Annotated in this window: 16 protein-coding genes and 1 pseudogene; 8 read left to right on the top strand and 9 right to left on the bottom strand. The window is 61.3% G+C overall.

The window, feature by feature from the left end:
- The first annotated feature begins 126 nt into the window (after positions 1-126).
- Positions 127-1,125, top strand: a complete 999-nt coding sequence (locus HFO71_RS29670) for a LacI family DNA-binding transcriptional regulator (RefSeq protein WP_206118428.1) — start codon at positions 127-129, stop codon at positions 1,123-1,125.
- 291 nt (positions 1,126-1,416) lie between these two features.
- Complete coding sequence (locus tag HFO71_RS29675; RefSeq protein ID WP_131641749.1) at positions 1,417-2,028, top strand: L,D-transpeptidase; 612 nt, start codon at positions 1,417-1,419, stop codon at positions 2,026-2,028.
- A 34-nt stretch (positions 2,029-2,062) separates the two neighbouring features.
- Here the strand turns inward: HFO71_RS29675 and HFO71_RS29680 are convergent, their stop codons facing one another.
- Both HFO71_RS29680 and HFO71_RS29685 read right to left on the bottom strand, forming a co-directional pair.
- Positions 2,063-3,700 carry an FGGY-family carbohydrate kinase gene (locus HFO71_RS29680; protein WP_131641750.1) on the bottom strand — a complete coding sequence of 546 codons (1,638 nt, stop codon included), beginning with the start codon at positions 3,698-3,700 and terminating at the stop codon, positions 2,063-2,065.
- A 54-nt stretch (positions 3,701-3,754) separates the two neighbouring features.
- Positions 3,755-3,918, bottom strand: a pseudogene (locus HFO71_RS29685) (glucose dehydrogenase); the annotation flags it as partial.
- A 112-nt stretch (positions 3,919-4,030) separates the two neighbouring features.
- Between HFO71_RS29685 and HFO71_RS29690 the strand changes: the two are divergent.
- Positions 4,031-5,263, top strand: coding sequence for a protein-L-isoaspartate(D-aspartate) O-methyltransferase (locus tag HFO71_RS29690; protein ID WP_131641751.1), 1,233 nt, complete (start codon positions 4,031-4,033; stop codon positions 5,261-5,263).
- Positions 5,264-5,273: 10 nt separating this feature from the next.
- Entirely contained in the window at positions 5,274-5,726 is a 453-nt protein-coding gene (locus HFO71_RS29695) for a DUF421 domain-containing protein (protein WP_018484111.1), read from the top strand.
- Positions 5,727-5,807: 81 nt separating this feature from the next.
- On the opposite strand, the gene HFO71_RS29700 is transcribed toward HFO71_RS29695, so the two are convergent.
- The 7 genes from HFO71_RS29700 to HFO71_RS29730 all read right to left on the bottom strand — a co-directional run bounded on the left by HFO71_RS29700 (position 5,808) and on the right by HFO71_RS29730 (position 13,333).
- Positions 5,808-6,572, bottom strand: a complete 765-nt coding sequence (locus HFO71_RS29700) for a FadR/GntR family transcriptional regulator (protein WP_003549481.1) — start codon at positions 6,570-6,572, stop codon at positions 5,808-5,810.
- Positions 6,573-6,596: 24 nt separating this feature from the next.
- Positions 6,597-7,661 (bottom strand): four-carbon acid sugar kinase family protein, encoded by a 1,065-nt coding sequence (locus HFO71_RS29705; RefSeq protein WP_131641752.1) that lies wholly within the window; start codon positions 7,659-7,661, stop codon positions 6,597-6,599.
- Positions 7,658-8,650 (bottom strand): ABC transporter ATP-binding protein, encoded by a 993-nt coding sequence (locus tag HFO71_RS29710; protein ID WP_131641753.1) that lies wholly within the window; start codon positions 8,648-8,650, stop codon positions 7,658-7,660. Before HFO71_RS29710 ends, HFO71_RS29705 begins: the two co-directional genes overlap by 4 nt.
- Complete coding sequence (locus HFO71_RS29715; RefSeq protein WP_077979708.1) at positions 8,650-9,657, bottom strand: ABC transporter ATP-binding protein; 1,008 nt, start codon at positions 9,655-9,657, stop codon at positions 8,650-8,652. Before HFO71_RS29715 ends, HFO71_RS29710 begins: the two co-directional genes overlap by 1 nt.
- Complete coding sequence (locus tag HFO71_RS29720; RefSeq protein ID WP_131641754.1) at positions 9,654-10,610, bottom strand: ABC transporter permease; 957 nt, start codon at positions 10,608-10,610, stop codon at positions 9,654-9,656. Before HFO71_RS29720 ends, HFO71_RS29715 begins: the two co-directional genes overlap by 4 nt.
- Positions 10,611-10,612: 2 nt before the next feature.
- Complete coding sequence (locus HFO71_RS29725; RefSeq protein WP_131641755.1) at positions 10,613-11,569, bottom strand: ABC transporter permease; 957 nt, start codon at positions 11,567-11,569, stop codon at positions 10,613-10,615.
- A 129-nt stretch (positions 11,570-11,698) separates the two neighbouring features.
- A complete protein-coding gene (locus tag HFO71_RS29730; protein WP_168259920.1) occupies positions 11,699-13,333 on the bottom strand; it encodes an ABC transporter substrate-binding protein in 1,635 nt (544 codons plus the stop codon).
- A gap of 326 nt (positions 13,334-13,659) precedes the next feature.
- Here HFO71_RS29730 and HFO71_RS29735 point away from each other — a divergent pair, with 326 nt between their 5' ends.
- The 4 genes from HFO71_RS29735 to HFO71_RS29750 form a co-directional block, all read left to right on the top strand.
- A complete protein-coding gene (locus tag HFO71_RS29735; protein WP_131641757.1) occupies positions 13,660-14,565 on the top strand; it encodes a dihydrodipicolinate synthase family protein in 906 nt (301 codons plus the stop codon).
- 11 nt (positions 14,566-14,576) lie between these two features.
- The gene (locus HFO71_RS29740) at positions 14,577-15,764 is read left to right on the top strand and encodes a sialidase family protein (protein ID WP_131641758.1); all 1,188 of its coding nucleotides are present in this window, start codon (positions 14,577-14,579) and stop codon (positions 15,762-15,764) included.
- A gap of 359 nt (positions 15,765-16,123) precedes the next feature.
- On the top strand, positions 16,124-17,257 hold the full coding sequence (locus HFO71_RS29745) for an iron-containing alcohol dehydrogenase (protein WP_131641759.1): 1,134 nt from the start codon (positions 16,124-16,126) through the stop codon (positions 17,255-17,257).
- A 30-nt stretch (positions 17,258-17,287) separates the two neighbouring features.
- Positions 17,288-18,085: PdxA family dehydrogenase (locus HFO71_RS29750; protein ID WP_221988796.1), on the top strand; the 798-nt coding region annotated here is incomplete at its 3' end.

Consider the following 18,085-nt stretch of genomic DNA (forward strand, 5'->3'; position numbering starts at 1 on the left):
GTTATAAATCACTGGTTATAACTAAAATTATTATCAAGCAAGCCCTCACCGCTTTTGCGTTCGTAAAACTTCGTGCTAAGCGAATAGTCAGTCTTGCAAGGGGTTCGCGTGATCAAAAAGCCGACTATGTCCGACATCGCTGCCGCCTGCGGCGTCTCGCAGGCGACCGTGTCGCTTGTGCTCAACAATGCTCCGGGAACGCGCATATCGCCGGCAACGCGTGAGGCTGTTCTAAGTGCGGCGGCGAGGATGGGTTACAGGACGCAGGCTCGGCGCATCGACCGGCGTCCGCTGATTGCCATGCTCATCAACGAGGTGACAAGTTCGCCTCATGTCGCCGGCTTGATCGACGGAGCCGCAGAGGCGGCAAACGAGCTGGGCTATCTGCTCTCGGTGATGCCGACGGACGCCGACGAGGAGGCAGAGCAGGCAGCTCTCAGCCATCTCGCGACGCTGCCCGCTGCAGGCGTCATCTATGCGCGGCTGATCACACAGCAAGTGACGCTTGATCCGCAGCTCGCGGAATGGCCGACCGTACTTTTGAACTGCTATACGGTCGACAAGCCCCTTCCGAGCGTGGTGCCCGGAGACCTGTCGGCTGTCATGAAGGCAACGCTGTCGCTGATCGATGCCGGCCATACGCGCATTGCTTATATCGGTGGCGAGGACGCGATCGAAGCTTCTCGCGAGCGCATCAAGGGTTATCGCCGCGCTTTGACGATGCGCGACATTCCTGTCGACAACCATCTCATCATCAAGGGACGCTGGACGATTCAGGGAGGTTATGCAGCCTTCAAGCGCCTGCAAGCGCTCGATGACCGGCCCACGGCAATATGCTGTTTCTGCGACCGCATTGCCATGGGTGTCTATGAAGCCGCGAAGGAAGCCGGCCTCTCTATCCCGCGCGACCTTTCGGTGATCGGTTTCGACAATGAATCCTATTCCGGCGATATGCTGCCGCCGCTCACGACGATGCAACTGCCCCATGCCGACATGGCGCGCTATGCCGTCGAGAAACTTGCCGAGATGATCGCCGCGCCGCGGATGCGGCATGACAATCATAAGGTCAAGCTGGAGTGCGAAATGATCGTGCGCCAGTCGGTCGCGCCAATAAACGCCGTATAGGCCGGATGCCAGGATAGATTCCCCATTTGTCCACGTGCGCTTCCTCGGATGACCAGTTCAAGGGCGAAACGCTGTTGAAGAGCAGACCTGACCTTCAACTGACAGATTGACAGCCATGCGCACGGTCGTGGCCACATCGAGGCTGCGGCAGTTCGATGCCGGAGCCGGCCGGCTGAGCTACCGCAGCATCATCAGCGGCGATACCTTTTCAATGTCCTGCGGCCCGGCAGTCATAGTGCCGCCACAGAATTCAGCCCAATCAAGCTGTTTCAACAAGCGGATGGCGACAAGATGAGATTGCTGGCTCTCGTGGCTGCGGCCTTTTTGCTGACGGTCTTTCAGACTCGGGCCCAGATCTATGGGCCGTATGATGGATATGACGACTTTGATGGATACGGTTACGACGATCCATACAGCCCCTATCCGCCACCACTCGATTACGATCCAGCGCCTCCCTATCAAGAGCCCCGGCATGATCGCAGGCAATCGCCGACAGGGCGTGCAAAAGGAACCATCGAAATCGTGACGAGCGAGCATACGCTCATTTACACCACCCCTTGGGGCGAGCAATTCGCTTACCCCATCGCGGTCGGCCGTGAAGGCAAGCAATGGTATGGTTCTACGCGGGTCGTGTCGAAGCGAGCGCATCCTGAATGGCGACCCACGGCCGGCATGCGGCAGAAGAATCCTCGGCTTCCACAGGTCGTGAAGCCCGGCCCCGCCAATCCGCTTGGAACCCGCGCGATCTATCTCGCCGATGGCTTGTTGCGCATCCACGGCACCAACGACCCCTCGTCTATCGGCACCAACGCGTCGAGCGGATGCTTTCGAATGTACCGTCAAGATGTCGAAGAGCTTTACGAGATCGTGCAGCCGGGAACCCAGGTCATCGTTCGGCGCTAGCTGTTAGCCGATTGGCGGATTGGCGCCGAGATATCTAACCATCGATACGCAGGTTGCGCGCCAGAGCCTGAAGCTCCTTGAACCCTTCATAGCGCTTGTCATGAATATGAGGGATCGCCCCTTCTGATGGCAGAAATGTCGTTTCGACCGCCGAGAGTGTCGTCATCGCTTCGCGTACATCCGCAAACAGCCCGCCGGCGACAGCGCCCAGGATGGCGGCCCCCAGCAGAACCGGTTCCTGTGCCTTTGTCGCAATGACCGGCTTGCCGCTCGCATCGGCAAGCAGCTGGCGAACGAAGTCGTGCTGGCCGGCGCCACCGCTGATGACGATGTTTTCGATGGTAACGCCCGCATCGGCCTGCGTCTCGATGATCTGCCTGAGGCCGTAGCCGATACCGCAAAGCCCTGCGACGTAAAGAGAGACCAGACTGCCAATATCGTCCTCCATCCCGAGACCGGCAATGATTGCGCGGGCATGCGGATCGGCAAAGGGCGCGCGGTTGCCGAGGAACTCGGGAACGACGTGCAGTCCGGCCGCAAGCGTGACGGCGTCGGAAGAACGGCCCGCCTTTCGAGCGGCCATATCTGCAAGCAAAACCGGCAACGGAACGCCCGCGTTCTTCGAAAACTCCCGCGCTTCCGCGGCAGCCGGATGGAAGGAGAGCAACTGGTCAATCGCCGCGCCGGCGGCACTCTGGCCACCCTCGTTCAGCCATAGTCCCGGCACCATGGCCGAATAATAAGGCCCCCATACGCCGGGCACGAATGACGGTTCTGCCGTCGACGTCATCGTGCAGGAGGAGGTACCAAAAACATAGGCGAGATTGGCTTTCGGATCGGTACCGATGCCGACGGTTCCGATTCCACCCGCATGGGCGTCGATCAGTCCGGCAGCGACGGGCGTTTCCGGCTTCAGGCCGAGCTCGCCGGCTGCAGCTGCGGTCAGTCCTCGACCGAGGGCCGAACCGGGCTCGACGATAGCCTGACCGATGCGGGCAAACTCTTCGTCGGCGAGAGCGCCGAGGCCGATCTGATGAAAATAATCGCCATCCCAGCGCTTTTCATGGGCGAGATAGGTCCACTTGCAGGTGACCGTGCAGGTCGAACGCGACAGATCGCCGGTCGCCCGCCAGGTCAGGAAATCTGCAAGATCGAAGAATTGCCACGCGGCATCAAAAACCTCAGGGCGATTTTCCTTCAGCCAGAGAAGCTTGGGCGTTTCCATCTCAGGCGAGATACGGCCGCCGACGTAACGCAGGACGTCATGGCCGAGCGCATTGATGCGCTCCGCCTGCGGGACGGCGCGGTGGTCCATCCATACGATGATGTCCCGGTTCGGATCTTCCGAAGGCCCGACGGGAAGCGGCTTGCCGCCTTCGCCGAGGACGACGAGCGAACAAGTGGCATCGAACCCGAGCCCCATGACGGACGCCGGATCGACCCCGGCCGAGGAAACCACTTCGCGCACTGCCGCGCAAACCGCTGCCCAGATCTCGGTGCTCGATTGCTCAACCAATGAACCCGGTTCGTGAAACAGGGTGATATTCCGCTTGGCGGACGCCAGCATCCGCCCCGTCAGGTCGAACAAGCCGGCGCGGGCACTGCCGGTGCCGACGTCGACGCCGATGACATGTTTGGCATCTGCTTCTGGCGTGTTAGATGTGTCGCTCATGGTCTCTCCTTTGAAATCGGCAGGGATCAGGCTAACTGCAGTCTGGACCGGTGTTTACAGATCCACGCTATTTGGCAGAATCACCAGATCGCGGACGGTCACATTACGCGGTCGCGACAGCATGAAAAGGACGGCGTCGACCACTTCGGCTGCATCACGCTGCCATTGGCCAGCGCCTCCTCCATTTTCGCCTTTGGCCAGTCGTCTAGCAAGCCGCTCCGTTCCGCAGCCTGGCGCATCTCAGGAACTCTCCGGGCGCCCATTTGTTTTACATTCTGCACCGCCCAGAAGTTTGCCCCCAGATGCAATCGGCGACAGTGGAGCTGATCTATGGATATGACGCGCATCCGAGATCGCATGGTGGAGCACCACGTGACGCGTCGTGGCATTCACGATCAAAACGTCATCGGGGCGATGCGCATGGTACCGCGCGAAAAATTCGTTCCTCCAGACTCCGAGGAATTCGCCTATCAGGATGCGCCGCTGTCGATCGGCGAGGGCCAGACGATTTCGCAGCCGTTCATCGTGGCGCTGATGCTCGAAAAGGCCAATCTGAATGCCGGTGACAAAGTGCTCGAGGTCGGAACGGGCTCCGGCTATGCTTCGGCCCTCATCAGCCGGATAGCAAGACATGTCTACTCCATCGAGCGCCATGAAAAGCTGGCGCTTCAGGCCAAGGAACGGTTCGAGAAGCTGGGATACTGCAACATTGAGGTTCGCGTCGCCGATGGCAGCAAGGGCTGGGCGGAGGTCGCCCCCTTCAATGCCATTATTGTTTCTGCGGGCGCGCCCGAGGTGCCAACCGCCTTGAAAGAACAGCTGCACCTCGGAGGGCGGCTCATCATCCCGGTCGGCGGCGGTGAAGGGCAACGCCTGAAACGGTTCACGCGCACTGGCGCCGCCGCATTCGAGGAAGAAGATTTCGGCGGGGTGCGCTTCGTTCCCTTGATCGGCGAAGACGCCTGGACAGCTTCACATCCGATGTACACGGCGAAGGCCCCCTCATTGCCGGGAACTATTGAGCCAAAGCCAGGTTCCCCGCGAAACGCACAGGGAGGGGGCATCGGAAGGATACACAAGTTGCCCGCGTTGCCGGAAGGTGTGCTCGATCATAGCGAATTCCAGCAACGGTTCTGGGCGGTTCAACGTATTTCCTGGATCGTGTTCACGCTTCTTTTGGTGACCTGCTTGCTGGGATTGCTGGGAAGAGGCGGTCCGTTTTCGCGGCAGACACTCCTGTTACCAGAAGGATCCGTGGATTTTCCCGTCATCTCCCGCTGGAATGCGCCCGAGGACATGACCGTGACCTTCACGCCGTCATCCGAAGACAGGGTCTTCACGATCGATGCCGCCTTTCTTCAAAGCTTTTCAGTTCAGGGCATCGATCCGCCCCAAAAGGCGACCTTCGCGCGCGACGGCCGGATAGGTTATGTGTTCCCCGCCGACCCGGCTGGGCCGACGCAGATCGTCTTCCGTCTGCAAACGCAACTCCCCGGCCCTCGTCGCGCCCTCATCGGCATGGGCGGCGAGACGCGCACCCAATCGACTTTCATCTTTCCATGAGGACGGCACGGTGGATGCGGTATTACGCGGACTGGCAATTTATTTCACGCTGCTCGTGATCATCCGTCTGTCGGGAAGACGGACATTGGCCCAGATGACGCCGTTCGATCTGGTCATCGTGCTGGTGATCTCCGAAACCACCCAGCAGGCGATGCTGGGAGATGACTTCTCGATCACCAACGCCGTCATCTTGATCCTCACCCTGTTTACGACCGACATCGGCCTGTCCTACGTGAAGAGGTGGTGGCCTCGCGCAGCTCATATCATCGATGGCGTTCCAACCGTTCTGGTGACGGATGGCGTCTATGACGAAGGCGCGCTCAAAGGCGCCCGGCTGCAGAAGGAAGATGTCATGCAAGCGGCTCGAAGCCAGGAAGGCATCGAGAGCGTGACGGAGATAAAATTTGCCATCCTCGAAGTGAGCGGCAACATCAGCATCATCAAAAAGCAGAAATCCGGCTGACAATTGACGACGAAGAAGACATCCCGAGTTAAGGGGACGAACTCTCTGGCATTTCGAGCTGCCAGCTGCTTGGGATGCGCTTCAGAAGGATAGGTCGAGCACCCTGCCCTCGAACAGACGGTCCCGGGAGCCTTCGAGATGCGCTTTCATCAGTCTCTGCGCATCGTCAGGTCGCCCGTCGGCGATCGCCTTGTAGATGGCGTTATGCTCTTCATAGACCTGTTCCAACCCTTGGCGGGGGCCGAGCAAAGAGAGGCCGTGGAGATGCATGCCGACGGCGATATGGGCCTTCAGCGCATCGATCGAGGCCGTGTAATAATGATTGTTGGCAGCCTCCGTCACCGCGCGGTGGAAGAGAAAATCAGCGTCGGTGCGGTGAAGCTGATGGCTGGTCGCCTCGCGCAGATCCGCAAGCGCGCTGGCGATCTTCTGGATCGCCTGCTCATTGCGGCGTTTGGCGGCAAAATAGGCCGCCGCCGGCTCGATCGTCAGGCGGAACTCGTAGCAGCGCTGGATATCGGCGATCGTCTTGACCGGTGAATAGGCAAGCTGCGTCGTCGGCGATCCATGCGCGCTGACGAAGGTGCCGGCGCCCTGCCGGGCATAGACCATGCCCTGATCGCGCAGGCGCGCCAGCGCATCGCGGACGATCGGCCGCGACACACCCAGCATCGAGGCAAGCTCATGCTCGCCGGGAAGGCGTGAATCCGGCGGATAGTTTCCGCCGCGGATACGCTCGAGCAACTGGTCGAAGACGCGGTCGACCAGCTTCACGGCCTTGCCGCGTTCGGGCTTGCCCGGCGGGCCGGCTTCCGCGTTCAAAGATTCGCCATTCACTTCAGCCACGTCATTCTCCCCGGCGGCATCTTACTATGCCGCCCGATTCCAAAGGACTAGTCTTAGCAAACTATCGGGTTTGCCGAAGCCCCCCGACTTCACCGCGCACCGAAAATGCCGCCCGTCGGCTGCCGTGACATCGAACCACGGCACGCCGGCTTCGATTTCACCCTGCGGCGCCAGCACTCTCACCCCGAGCGCCTGGAAAACGGCAAGGGCCGTATCGCCGCCGCCGACCATCAGCATGTCAGGCCTGGTATCGTCGATAACCGATCTGACGCCCGCCGCAAAACGGCGGGCGACCAATGCCGCATCGGTTGCCATATCGCCGGAGCAGCGCAGCAGCGCCGGCAGCGCCATACCCTCCCCGACTTCGACCTGCCCCATCGGCGCGTCCACCACCATGCGCAGGACACCCGAGGCTTGGAGCCGCTCCATCTGGATAGCGGTAATCGGGTCGCGCGAGCCAAAGGCAAACAGGGTGCGCCGGGTCGCCGCAAATTCCGGCACCGGCTGCCGCCCCATTTCGCCGAGCTGGCGGGCAAGCGCGGCCCCGAGGCCCCTTGCGCCGACCGCAAGTGTCGTCAGCCAATCATGCCCCTCTGCGATCTGGTCGAGATCGCCATCGTCCTCGGCATCGGCAATCACGACGCCTTCCGCGCTGATTTCGAACAGCTCAGCGATCGGCAGCGGCTGGTTGATGCCGCGGCCGACGACACACCCTCGGTAGGTCAACCGCTCCTGATCGGGAATGGCGGGCGCTACTAGGATGGTCTTCCGATCGAATGCCTTCGCCAGCGCAAGGCTCTCGGCCGCGACATTTCCCTTGAGCCGGGAATCGATCTTCTTCATGACGACCGCGGGCTTCTCGCCACGAAACACCGCCGCCGCCGACCGTACTCTTTCGGCGGCTTCGCGCTCATCCAGCGCGCGGGAGGCGGTGTTGATGACGACAACGTCACAGCCGGTGGCGATCGCATCCTCTGCTGCCTCGACATCGACGGCAACCGCAACCGAAAGACCGGCTTCGACGAAGGGTGTGCCGGTATCGAGCGCGCCCGTCAGATCATCGGCAATGATGGCGGCCTTCAGCGTCATGCGGTCTGTCCGGTGTTGACCGCATGACAGGCGACGAGATGGCCGGGTTTTGTTTCCTGCCACGCGGGGATGACCTTGCTGCAGACATCCATGGCGATTGGGCAGCGCGTATGGAAACGGCAGCCGGATGGCGGGTTCAGCGGGCTCGGCACATCGCCCTGCAGGATCTGGCGCTGGCGGGTGCGCTCATGCTCGGGATCGATCTCCGGAACAGCCGACAGCAGCGCCCTGGTATAGGGATGCAGCGGATTGTCGAAGAGTTCCTCGCGGGTGGCAAGCTCTGCGAGCCGCCCGAGATACATGACGCCGACACGGGTGCTGATATGGCGCACGACCGCGAGATCATGGGCGATGAACAGATAGGTCAGCCCGTATTTTTCCTGCAGATCGAGCAGCAAGTTTATGATCTGTGCCTGGATCGACACGTCGAGCGCCGAGATCGCCTCGTCGCAGACGATGAATTTCGGCTGGCAGGCAAGCGCGCGGGCGATGACGACGCGCTGGCGCTGACCGCCGGAAAGCTCGTGCGGATAACGTTGGGCAAACCGCGTCGGCAGGCCTACATCAGTCAAAAGTGTCGCGACCCTGTCCTTCAGCTCGGCCTTGGTGCAGAGCTTGTGGAAGAGGATCGGCTCACCGATCGCCTCGCCCACCGTCATGCGCGGATTGAGTGTCGAATAGGGATCCTGGAAGACGATCTGCAGGTCGCGGCGAAACGGCCGCATCTGCTTCTCGTCGAGCGCCGCGAGATCCTGGCCCTTGTAGACGACCTTGCCGCTGGTCGCCTTGTAGAGGTTGAGAATGGTGAAACCGGTCGTCGACTTGCCGCAGCCGGATTCGCCGACCAGGCTCAGCGTCTCGCCTTCCATGATGTCGAGATTGACATTGTCGAGGGCATAGACGGTTGCTGAGCGTTCGCCGAAGGCGCCGAGCTTGACGTGGAAATGCTTGACCAGATTTTCGATCTTGAGCAGTGGTTGAGCGCCCATCACGCGGCCTCCTGCATTCTCTGGACGACGAAACAGGCGGCGCGGTGGTTGGCGCTGCCGCTCAACGGTTCGAGCTGCGGCACCTTCTCGTGACAGATGTTCTCGGCAAGCGGGCAGCGCGGCGCAAATGGGCAACCCTTCGGCCGGCGGCCAGGCTCCGGCGGCGTACCGCCGATCGAGCTCAGCCGGCTTGCCGGCGGGTCCGAGAGCTTCGGGATCGATGACAGCAGTCCGCGCGTATAGGGATGGCTCGGGCGGGCATAGAGCTCGTCGACCGGCGCATCCTCGACCACCGTGCCGGCATAAAGCACGGCGACGCGATCGACGAGGCCGGCGATCAGCGCCAGATCATGGGTGATCCAGACGACCGACATGCCGAGCTTGGTCCTGAGATCCTTCACCAGATCGACGATCTGGGCCTGGATGGTGACGTCCAGCGCCGTTGTCGGCTCGTCGGCAATCAAAAGCTTCGGATTGCAGGCAAGGCCGATCGCGATCATCACGCGCTGGCGCATGCCGCCGGAAAGTTCGTGCGGATAGGCCTGCAGGCGCTCTTCCGGGCCGGGAATGCCGACAAGGCGCAGAAGCTCGACGGCACGGGCGCGGGCCGCCGACTTCTTCATTCCGCGGTGATAGATCAGCGGCTCGCAGATCTGGGCACCGACGCGCATCACCGGATTGAGCGAAGTCATCGGATCCTGGAAGACGAAGCCGATATCGCCGCCGCGCACCTTGCGCAGTTCTCTATTCGACATCGTCTGCAGGTCGCGGCCGTCGAATGTCGCCGATCCCTTGGTGACTTTAATCTTGTTCGGCAGGAGCCGCATCAGGCTGAGCATCGTCAGGCTCTTGCCGCAGCCGGATTCGCCAACCACACCAAGCGTCTCACCCTTGTTGACATGCAGATCGATGCCATCGACGACGACGGCCGGGCCGTTGCGGCCATCTATCTCGACGGTGAGATTCCTGACATCGAGCAGGCGGTCGGTGCTTTTCGTATCCATCATTTGCTGCCCCGCGGATTGAGCGCGTCGTTGAGGCCGTCGCCGAGGAAGCTGAAGGCAACCGAGGCAAGGCCGAGCACGGCCGCCGGAGCGGCGAGAAGATGCGGATAATGCTGCCAGACACGCAGGCCATCCGAGATCATGTTGCCCCAGCTGGGCGTTGGCGGATTGACCCCGACGCCAAGGAAGCTGAACGCGCTTTCCAACACCATCGCCGTACCGAGACCGGCGCTGACCGAGACGATCAGGGGGCCCAGCGCATTCGGAATGACATAACGCTTGATGATGATCCAGTTCGACAGGCCGAGCGCCTGGGCCGCGGTGATATAGGGCCGGCTGCGGATCGACAGCACCTGAGCGCGGACGAGACGGGCGTAAGGCGGCCAGGAGATCAGCGCCATCGATCCGAAGACAAGAATGAAATCCACCCACATGGTTTCGCGGTAGAAGGGATTGAGGGTCGCGAGGTAACGCGCCTCCATCCATTTGCTGATCGGCGATTTCAGCGAGGCGTTGATGACGACGACGAGCAGCAGGTTGGGAACCGACATCGTCACGTCGGTCAGCCACATGATGGCGCGATCGAACGGATTGCCGAAGAAACCGGCAACGGCACCGAGCACGAGGCCGATCAGCACCGCGAAGACGGTGACGATGACGGCGACGAGGAAAGCGGTGCGCGTGCCGAAGACCACGCGGCTGAAGACGTCGCGGCCGAGATCGTCGGTTCCGAAGAGATGGCTCATCGACGGCAGGACGTTGCGGGCGTTGAGATCTTGGCTCAGATAGTCATAGGGCGTGAGGTAAGGCCCGAAGATCGCCGTGAAGGCAAGAATCAAGACGATGACGAGGCCGAAGATGGCAAGCCGGTTGCGCTTCAGCCGATACCAGGCATCGCGCCACAGGCTGACCGGATCTTCGACGGTTTCGATGGTGGAAAGAGGGATGGCGGACATGGTCAGCGGCTCCTTCTTGAATCATTGGCGCGCGGGTCGAGCAGCGGATAGAGCACATCCACCAGGAGGTTTGAGACCATCACCAGGAACGACCCGATCAGCGTGATCGCCAGAATGACCGGATAGTCGGAATTGATCAGCGCCTGCACCGTCAACCGGCCGAGGCCCGGCAGGCCGAAGACGAGTTCGACGAAGATCGCGCCGTTGACGATGGTGATCATGATCAGGCCGAGCTGCGTGACGACGGGAGTCAGCACCGGCCGCAGGATATGGCGCAATGCCACGATGATCTCGGGCACGCCCTTGGCGCGGGCGGTGCGAACGAAATCCTCCGACAGTACCTCGATGACGGCAGCACGCGTCTGGCGCACGATCAGCGCGATCGGCTGGAAGGAAAGGACGGTGAGCGGCAGCAGGATACGGACATCGAGGATGCCGCCCCAGCCATAGGGCACGCTCGCACCCGGCAGCAGTACGATCAGGCCGACCATCAGCAGTGGACCGGCGACATAGGCCGGGATCGCCCAGAGGAAGAGTGCGGAGCCCAGAATGGCATAGTCGATGCGCGAATTCTGGTTGAGCGCGGCGATCATGCCGAGCGGGATCGCGACGACGGCGGTCAGGATGATGGAACAGAGGGCAAGCTGGAAGGAGACGGGGGCTGCGGCCGAGACCATCGCCCAGACGGAGCGGCCCGATGTCAGCGAGTTGCCGAACTGGCCGTGCAGCAGGTTCCAGATGTAAAGGCCGAACTGGGCGATGAAGGGTTTGTTGAGGCCGGCACTTTCGCGAATGGCTTCGATGCGCTGCGGATTATAGGCGACGTCGCCTGGCGCGCGCAGGAAGATCAGCTTGATCGGATCGCCGGCGCCATAGAAGGCCAGCGCGTAAACCGCCAGCATCACCACCAGAACGGACGGAATCCAGATGGCAAATCGGGTTAGCACGTAGCGCAGCAAGGCCATCTCCCACCTGTTGTTCGATGCGTTCCCGCTTTTGGCTGCGATCGAATTCGTGTTCTTGATACGTGCGCGAAGGCCTTGCGGCCTTCGCGCGGGTTATTGCCGATTGGAACGGTTTCCGCCGGATCAACCGATGGAAATGTTCCAGGGTTCGACGACCTGCCAGTCAAGGTTCTTTTCCAGGCCCTTGACCTCTTTGGTGGCCCAGCGCGACATCGCCTGAGAATACCATGGAATGAAGGCCCAATCCTCGCGGAACGCCTTCTGGGCTTCCTGGGCGAGAGCGATGCGCTGCGGATCGTCCGCAGCCTTGGTCGTGGCTTCGGCAAGGGCACTGTCGACCTTGTCGTTCTTGTATCCACCGAGCTTGTTTTGCGCGTTCGACGAGGTCGAGGCAATGCAGCCCGCCAGATAGGAGACGGCATCGGGGACGCGGGTGCCGACATCATCGCGGAAGATCTGGACCGAATTCTGATCCGGACCCGCATAGGAATCCTGCTGCGGCTTCATGTCGACGGCTGTGATGCCGAGATTCTGACGCCACTGCTCGGCGATGAACTGGGCGGCGGCCTGAATGGCCGGCGCCGAAATGCCGACGAACAGGATCTTCGGCAGGCGCTCCGGACCGCCGTAGGTCGATTCCGCAAGCAGCTTCTTGGCAGCCGCCGGATCATAGGGATAGGGCTCGAAGCCGGAATTCTCCGCACCCGGGACCGCATTGAGGATCTGGTCCGCCTTCTTATGCGGCCCGTCGGGATAGGAAGCCTTGAACAGGCCATCGCGATCGACGGCCATGATCAGTGCCTGACGAACCTTGGGATCGTCCATCGGCGCACGAGAGATGTTGAACCAGAAGTGCTGGCTGGTCGGAATCAGCGGGCCGGCGGAAAATTCCTGGCCGAGATCCTGGATGATGGTCGAGGTGATCAGCTCGGTATGGGCGTTGAACTCGCCCGACTTGATCAGCGACGTCGCGGTGACATTGTCCTCGATCGAGGTGATATCGATACGGGCAAGCTTCGGCTTCGGCCCGAAGAAGTTCTCATTCGGCTCGAAAGAGAGTTTGCCGGCGTCGATGTCGATGCTCGTGAGTTTGAAGGGACCGGAGAAGACCGGCTTGCTCTCTGGCTTGTACCAGTCGATGATCTCCTCGCCGTCGCTGCCGCGCGACTGCGAGGCCTTGGTGATCGGCGCGATGTGGTTTGCCAGGCGCATGAAGAAGATCGGGTCGGCGGCAGCCAGCGTCACGACGACGGTTCCCTCGTCGGGTGTCGCGACACCGGTCAGCTCGTTGCCGGAGCCGGCGGCGATTTCGGCGTAACCCTTGACCCTGCTCAGCACCTGGTCGGCGCGCTGGTTCTTGGTGTTCGGCATCGAGGAGACTTCCCACGATCCCTTGACATCCGCCGAGGTGATCTTGCTGCCGTCGGAAAAGACGGCCTTCGGGTCGATCTTGAAGGTCCAGACTGTGTTGTCGGCCGATTCCCAGCTGGTGAAGACGTAGGGCTTGATATTGCCTTGGCTATCGAAATACATCGGCGATGCCCACCAGATCGAATTCCAGCGGAACGTCCTGCCGCCGCCGCGCAGCGGCGACCAATCCTGGTCGAAGGCCGGATTTGCGACCTTCAGGACCTGGCCTTCATCGGCCATAACGATGCGGGCATTCATTCCGAATACGGTGAGGCCGACGCCGGCTGCAAGGCCGAGCTTCAGCGCGTTACGACGTGATATATTGGTTTTATCCGATTGATCAGACATGGCATTCCTCCCAGAGTGAATTCGGCAGCGCTCTCCCTGCACCTGCCAGGCGCAGCACAATCCGTTCCGTATCGTTCTCTCGTTATTGTAAATATGTCAACAAAAAATCGCAATTTTCATTCGAACAAAATTTTCCACTGAAAATATATAAGTCATAACAAATAGATAACTTTTTGCGGCGACATCACGGCATTTTGTCTTCTTGACAAAAGCGCGGCAATATAAAAGTTCTTTGCACTCCATCGCGACAGACGGATGACAATTGCAATGCGCAGCGCCCCGGTCGAACACGGATCGGCAAGGCAGGACGCGCCGAGGAGGGCGGAATGAGCCATCATAGGATTACCGGCGTTTTCAGCGCCTCCGCAACGCCGCTGACGGCAGACAACAGGCCGGATTTCGCCCTTTTCACCGATCATTGCCGGCAGTTGCTGGCCGAGGGGTGCCATGGCGTGGCGCTGCTCGGCACCACAGGCGAGGCCAATTCCTTCTCCGGCGCCGAGCGCCGCGGCATTCTGGAAGCAGCACTGAAGGCCGGCATTCCCGCCGACAGGCTTTTGCCGGGCACCGGCGTCGTCGCCATTCCCGAGACTGTGGAATTGACCCGGCACGCGCTGTCGCTTGGCGTCACCAAGGTGGTGATGCTGCCACCCTTCTACTACAAAGGCGTCTCCGACGACGGTCTCTTCGCCGCCTATTCGCAGGTGCTGGAGAAGGTCGCCGACACGCGCTTGCAGGTCATCCTCTATCATATTCCGCAGGTCTCAGGCGTTCCGCTATCCATTCCGCTGATCGGGCGGCTGATTGCGGCCTTCCCGGAAACGGTCGTCGGCATCAAGGAATCTGCTGGAGATTTCAACAACATGCAGGCGATCATCGCCGCCTATCCCGGCTTCTCGGTGCTGGCGGGCGCCGATCCGCTGCTGCTGCCGTTGCTGAAGGCGGGCGGTGCTGGCTGCATCACCGCCACCTCCAATCTCGTGGCGAATTCGCTGCGCACCGTCTACGACCATGTCCATGACGAGGCGCGCGCCGCCGATGTCGAGGCGGCGCAAGCGCGCATCAGCGCCTATCGCACGCTTTCCAATTCCTACGTCCAGATCCCGACCATCAAGGCGATGGTGGGGCTGAAGACCGGCAATCCCGCCTGGAAGCGCACGCGCGCGCCGTTGATGCCGCTCGGCGATGCCGACTATGCCGCACTCGCCGAAAGCTATGCCAAGCTGCCCTGAGGAGATCCGTCATGAGTTTTACCGGCCTGCCTCCGGAAGCCGTTCCGGCCCTGATGACCGGGGCCATCGCCCCTCACCCCGCCCTCGAGGGTCGTGCGGACGCCTATCTGCCCTCCCCTTGCATCCAGAACCATGCCGCAAATCTCGCTTTTCTGCCCGACGGCACGCTAACCTGCGTCTGGTTCGGCGGCACGATGGAGGGCATGGGTGATATCTCGATTTACATGTCGCGGCTGGCGCCGGGCTCCGAGCGCTGGTCCGTGCCGGAAAAGATGAGCGACGATCCAGAGAAATCCGAACAGAACCCGTTGATTTTCAACGCTCCGGACGGAAAAGTATGGCTGCTCTATACCTCGCAGACCTCGGGCAATCAGGACGGCTCGGTTGTCAAATGCCGGATTTCAGGCGATGGCGGCCAGACCTTCGGCCCGGTTCGTATCCTCTGCGACAGCCCCGGCACATTCGTTCGCCAGCAGATCGTCGTCAACGGCAAAGGCGACTGGCTACTTCCGGTGTTCCGCTGCGTCGGCCTGAATGGCCGGCGCTGGAGCGGCGATGCCGATACGGCTGCTGTGCTGATGTCGCGTGATGGCGGCGCCAGCTGGGAAATGCGCGATATTCCAGACAGCATCGGCGCGGTGCACATGAACATTCTGCCGCTCGGCGGCGACGAGATGATCGCCTTCTACCGCAACCGTTTCGCCGAAAACATCCTGTCCAGCCGATCATCCGACGGCGGCGAGACATGGAGTGCGCCCGAGCCCGCCGAATTGCCGAACAACAACTCCTCGATCCAGGCAACGATCCTGAATGATGGAGCAATCGCAATGGTTTACAACCATTCGAACGCCGGCATGTCGGACGCACGGCGCCAGTCTCTCTATGACGAAATCGAGGGTGGCGAGGCTGGAGAGACAGCCGTCGTTGCCGCTACCAGCGCACGTAAGGCCGTCTGGGGTGTTCCGCGTGCGCCGCTGAGCCTTGCGATATCAAGGGATGGCGGCAAGAGCTTTCCGCGTCGCATCGATCTCGATACCGGTGACGGCTTCTGTCTCAGCAACAATTCGAAGGAGTCGCTGAACCGCGAATTCTCCTATCCCTCGATCGTCCAGGGCGGCGACGGCACGCTCCATATCGCCTACACCTACTACCGGCGCGCCATCAAATATGTGCGCCTCGCCCCGCAATTCCTGCCGTAAACAAAGCGGCAGCCGGAAAATTGTCATCCTGCATCCGCTCGCATGCGAAAGCATGCAGGATGACAACGGCTGCGTGTTGACTGACGAACGATTTGACAACAGGGTCGGATAATTCACCGTCGCCACAAAGAGATGGCCAGCCGGTGTCTGACATGTAGTTTTCATCATGACGGATTTCATAACGCACTGATATCTTTATCGATACGCGCAGGACAACGCCGCCTTGAAGCGCGCGACCGAGCGCATATCAGATGATAAAAAATTCCGCTCGCTGGAATGTCGGCTTGACATTGATCTTACAACTTTACATTAAAGAGGGCAACGATAGTGCCGCAAGATCTTGCAGGGAGGACCGGTTCATGGCCAGCTTGGATTCGCCGATCACGATAGTTCGGCCGCATCTGATCGAATTCGGGGTCGGTACGGCGGGAAAGCTCGGCCAATGGGCTGCCGAAAAGTGCTATCGGCGCACGCTCGTCATCTCCGATGCGTTCAACGCCTCGCGCATCGAAGTGCTGGATCTCAAAGGCGAGGTATCCGTCTTTGCCGAAGTGACGCCCGAGCCGGATACGGCCAATCTCGAAAAGGTCCTGGCAGCGGCAAACGCCGCCGATGCCGAGCTGATCGTCGGCTTCGGCGGCGGCAGCGCCATGGATCTGGCAAAACTCGCCGCAGTGCTTGCCGGTTCCGCCCAGACGCTGCAGGAGGTCGTCGGTCCGAACAAGGTGCATGGGCCGCGCAAGGTGGCGCTCGCCCAGGTGCCGACGACATCGGGCACCGGCAGCGAGGCCGGCATCCGTGCGCTCGTCACCGATCCGGCGACGATGGCAAAGCTTGCCGTCGAAAGCCTGCATATGCTGGCCGATATCGCCGTCATCGATCCTGCTTTGACCTTCAGCGTCCCTGCCCGCACGACGGCCGCCACCGGCGTCGATGCCATGGCCCATTGCGTCGAGGCCTTCACCAACCGCAAGGCCCATCCGATGGTCGACATCTATGCGATCGAGGGAACGCGCCTGGTCGGCAAATATCTCGCCCGTGCGGTCAGGGACGGCAATGACGCCGAGGCGCGCGCCGGCCTCTCGCTCGCCTCGCTTTATGGCGGTTTATGCCTCGGCCCGGTCAACACCGCTGGCGGCCATGCGCTTGCCTATCCCCTCGGCACGCGCTGGCATGTCGCCCATGGCGCGGCCAATGCGCTGATTTTTCCGCATGTTCTCGCCTTCAATACGCCGGCCGCGCCTGAGAAAACCAGGGCGGTGATGAAAGCGCTTGGGCGCGAAACCTCCGGGAACATCACCTCCGTCTTCGATGCGGCTTACGCTTTCTGCGCCGAACTCGGTATCGAGATGAAGCTTTCCGGTCTCGGCGTGCCGGAAAGCGATCTCGACGCCATGGCCGAAGACGCCTTTGCCATTCGCCGTCTGCTCGATAACAATCCGCGCGATCTCACGCGCGCCGACATTCGCTCGATTTATGCGGCCGCTTTCTAGGCCACAAAGTTTTCAGAAGGAATTCGATCGATGGACAGGAATGCGAAAGTCGCGGTAACGCTCGGCGATCCGGCCGGCGTCGGCCCCGAGGTGATCGTCAAGGCCTTGGCAGCCCTTCCAAAAGAAGAGCGCCGCGATTTCGTCATCGTCGGCAATGTCGAAGCGCTGGAGCGCGCCGACCGCGTCAGCGGCACCGGACTGCGGTTCGGGCCTGCCGATGCACCTGATGACGACAGGATCGCCGTCGACGAAGTCGCGCTCGGCGCGGCCCTGCCCGAAATCGGCAAGGTCAGCCCCGTCGCCGGCGATGCCTCGGTGCGCTATATCACCCGCGCTGTCGATCTCGCCATGTCTGGTCAAGCCGATGTCATCGTGACCGCGCCGATCAACAAGGAAGCGATGAACCTCGCCGGCCATCACCATGACGGCCATACCGGGCTGCTCGCGCATCTCACGGGCTCGAAGAGTTCCTTCATGCTGCTTGCCTCCGAGCGGCTGAACACCATCCATGTCTCGACCCATATCTCTCTGAAGGGCGCGATCGAGCGCGCCAGGACCGAGCGGGTACTGGCGACCATCGAAGCCGGCCACCGGCACTTCCTGCGGCTCGGCAAGACAGCGCGCATCGCCGTCGCCGGCCTCAATCCCCATTGCGGCGAAAACGGCCTGTTCGGCACCGAAGACATGGAATTCCTGGCGCCCGCCGTCGAGCAGGCGCAGGCAAAGGGCATCGACGTCGTCGGCCCGATCTCGGCCGATACGGTGTTTGCCCGCGCCTATAACGGCGCCTTCGATCTTGTCATCGCCCAGTATCACGATCAGGGCCAT

It is taken from the genome of Rhizobium laguerreae (assembly GCF_019778565.1).
Classification (GTDB): Bacteria; Pseudomonadota; Alphaproteobacteria; order Rhizobiales; family Rhizobiaceae; genus Rhizobium; species Rhizobium laguerreae.

Bases quoted from the DNA above. Each gene is read 5' to 3' on its own strand.
- HFO71_RS29670 (WP_206118428.1), top strand. From the start codon at position 127: ATGTCCGACATCGCTGCCGCCTGCGGCGTCTCGCAGGCGACCGTGTCG.
- HFO71_RS29675 (WP_131641749.1), top strand. From the start codon at position 1,417: ATGAGATTGCTGGCTCTCGTGGCTGCGGCCTTTTTGCTGACGGTCTTT.
- HFO71_RS29680 (WP_131641750.1), bottom strand. From the start codon at position 3,700: ATGAGCGACACATCTAACACGCCAGAAGCAGATGCCAAACATGTCATC.
- HFO71_RS29690 (WP_131641751.1), top strand. From the start codon at position 4,031: ATGGATATGACGCGCATCCGAGATCGCATGGTGGAGCACCACGTGACG.
- HFO71_RS29705 (WP_131641752.1), bottom strand. From the start codon at position 7,661: ATGACGCTGAAGGCCGCCATCATTGCCGATGATCTGACGGGCGCGCTC.
- HFO71_RS29710 (WP_131641753.1), bottom strand. From the start codon at position 8,650: ATGGGCGCTCAACCACTGCTCAAGATCGAAAATCTGGTCAAGCATTTC.
- HFO71_RS29715 (WP_077979708.1), bottom strand. From the start codon at position 9,657: ATGATGGATACGAAAAGCACCGACCGCCTGCTCGATGTCAGGAATCTC.
- HFO71_RS29720 (WP_131641754.1), bottom strand. From the start codon at position 10,610: ATGTCCGCCATCCCTCTTTCCACCATCGAAACCGTCGAAGATCCGGTC.
- HFO71_RS29730 (WP_168259920.1), bottom strand. From the start codon at position 13,333: ATGTCTGATCAATCGGATAAAACCAATATATCACGTCGTAACGCGCTG.
- HFO71_RS29735 (WP_131641757.1), top strand. From the start codon at position 13,660: ATGAGCCATCATAGGATTACCGGCGTTTTCAGCGCCTCCGCAACGCCG.
- HFO71_RS29740 (WP_131641758.1), top strand. From the start codon at position 14,577: ATGAGTTTTACCGGCCTGCCTCCGGAAGCCGTTCCGGCCCTGATGACC.
- HFO71_RS29745 (WP_131641759.1), top strand. From the start codon at position 16,124: ATGGCCAGCTTGGATTCGCCGATCACGATAGTTCGGCCGCATCTGATC.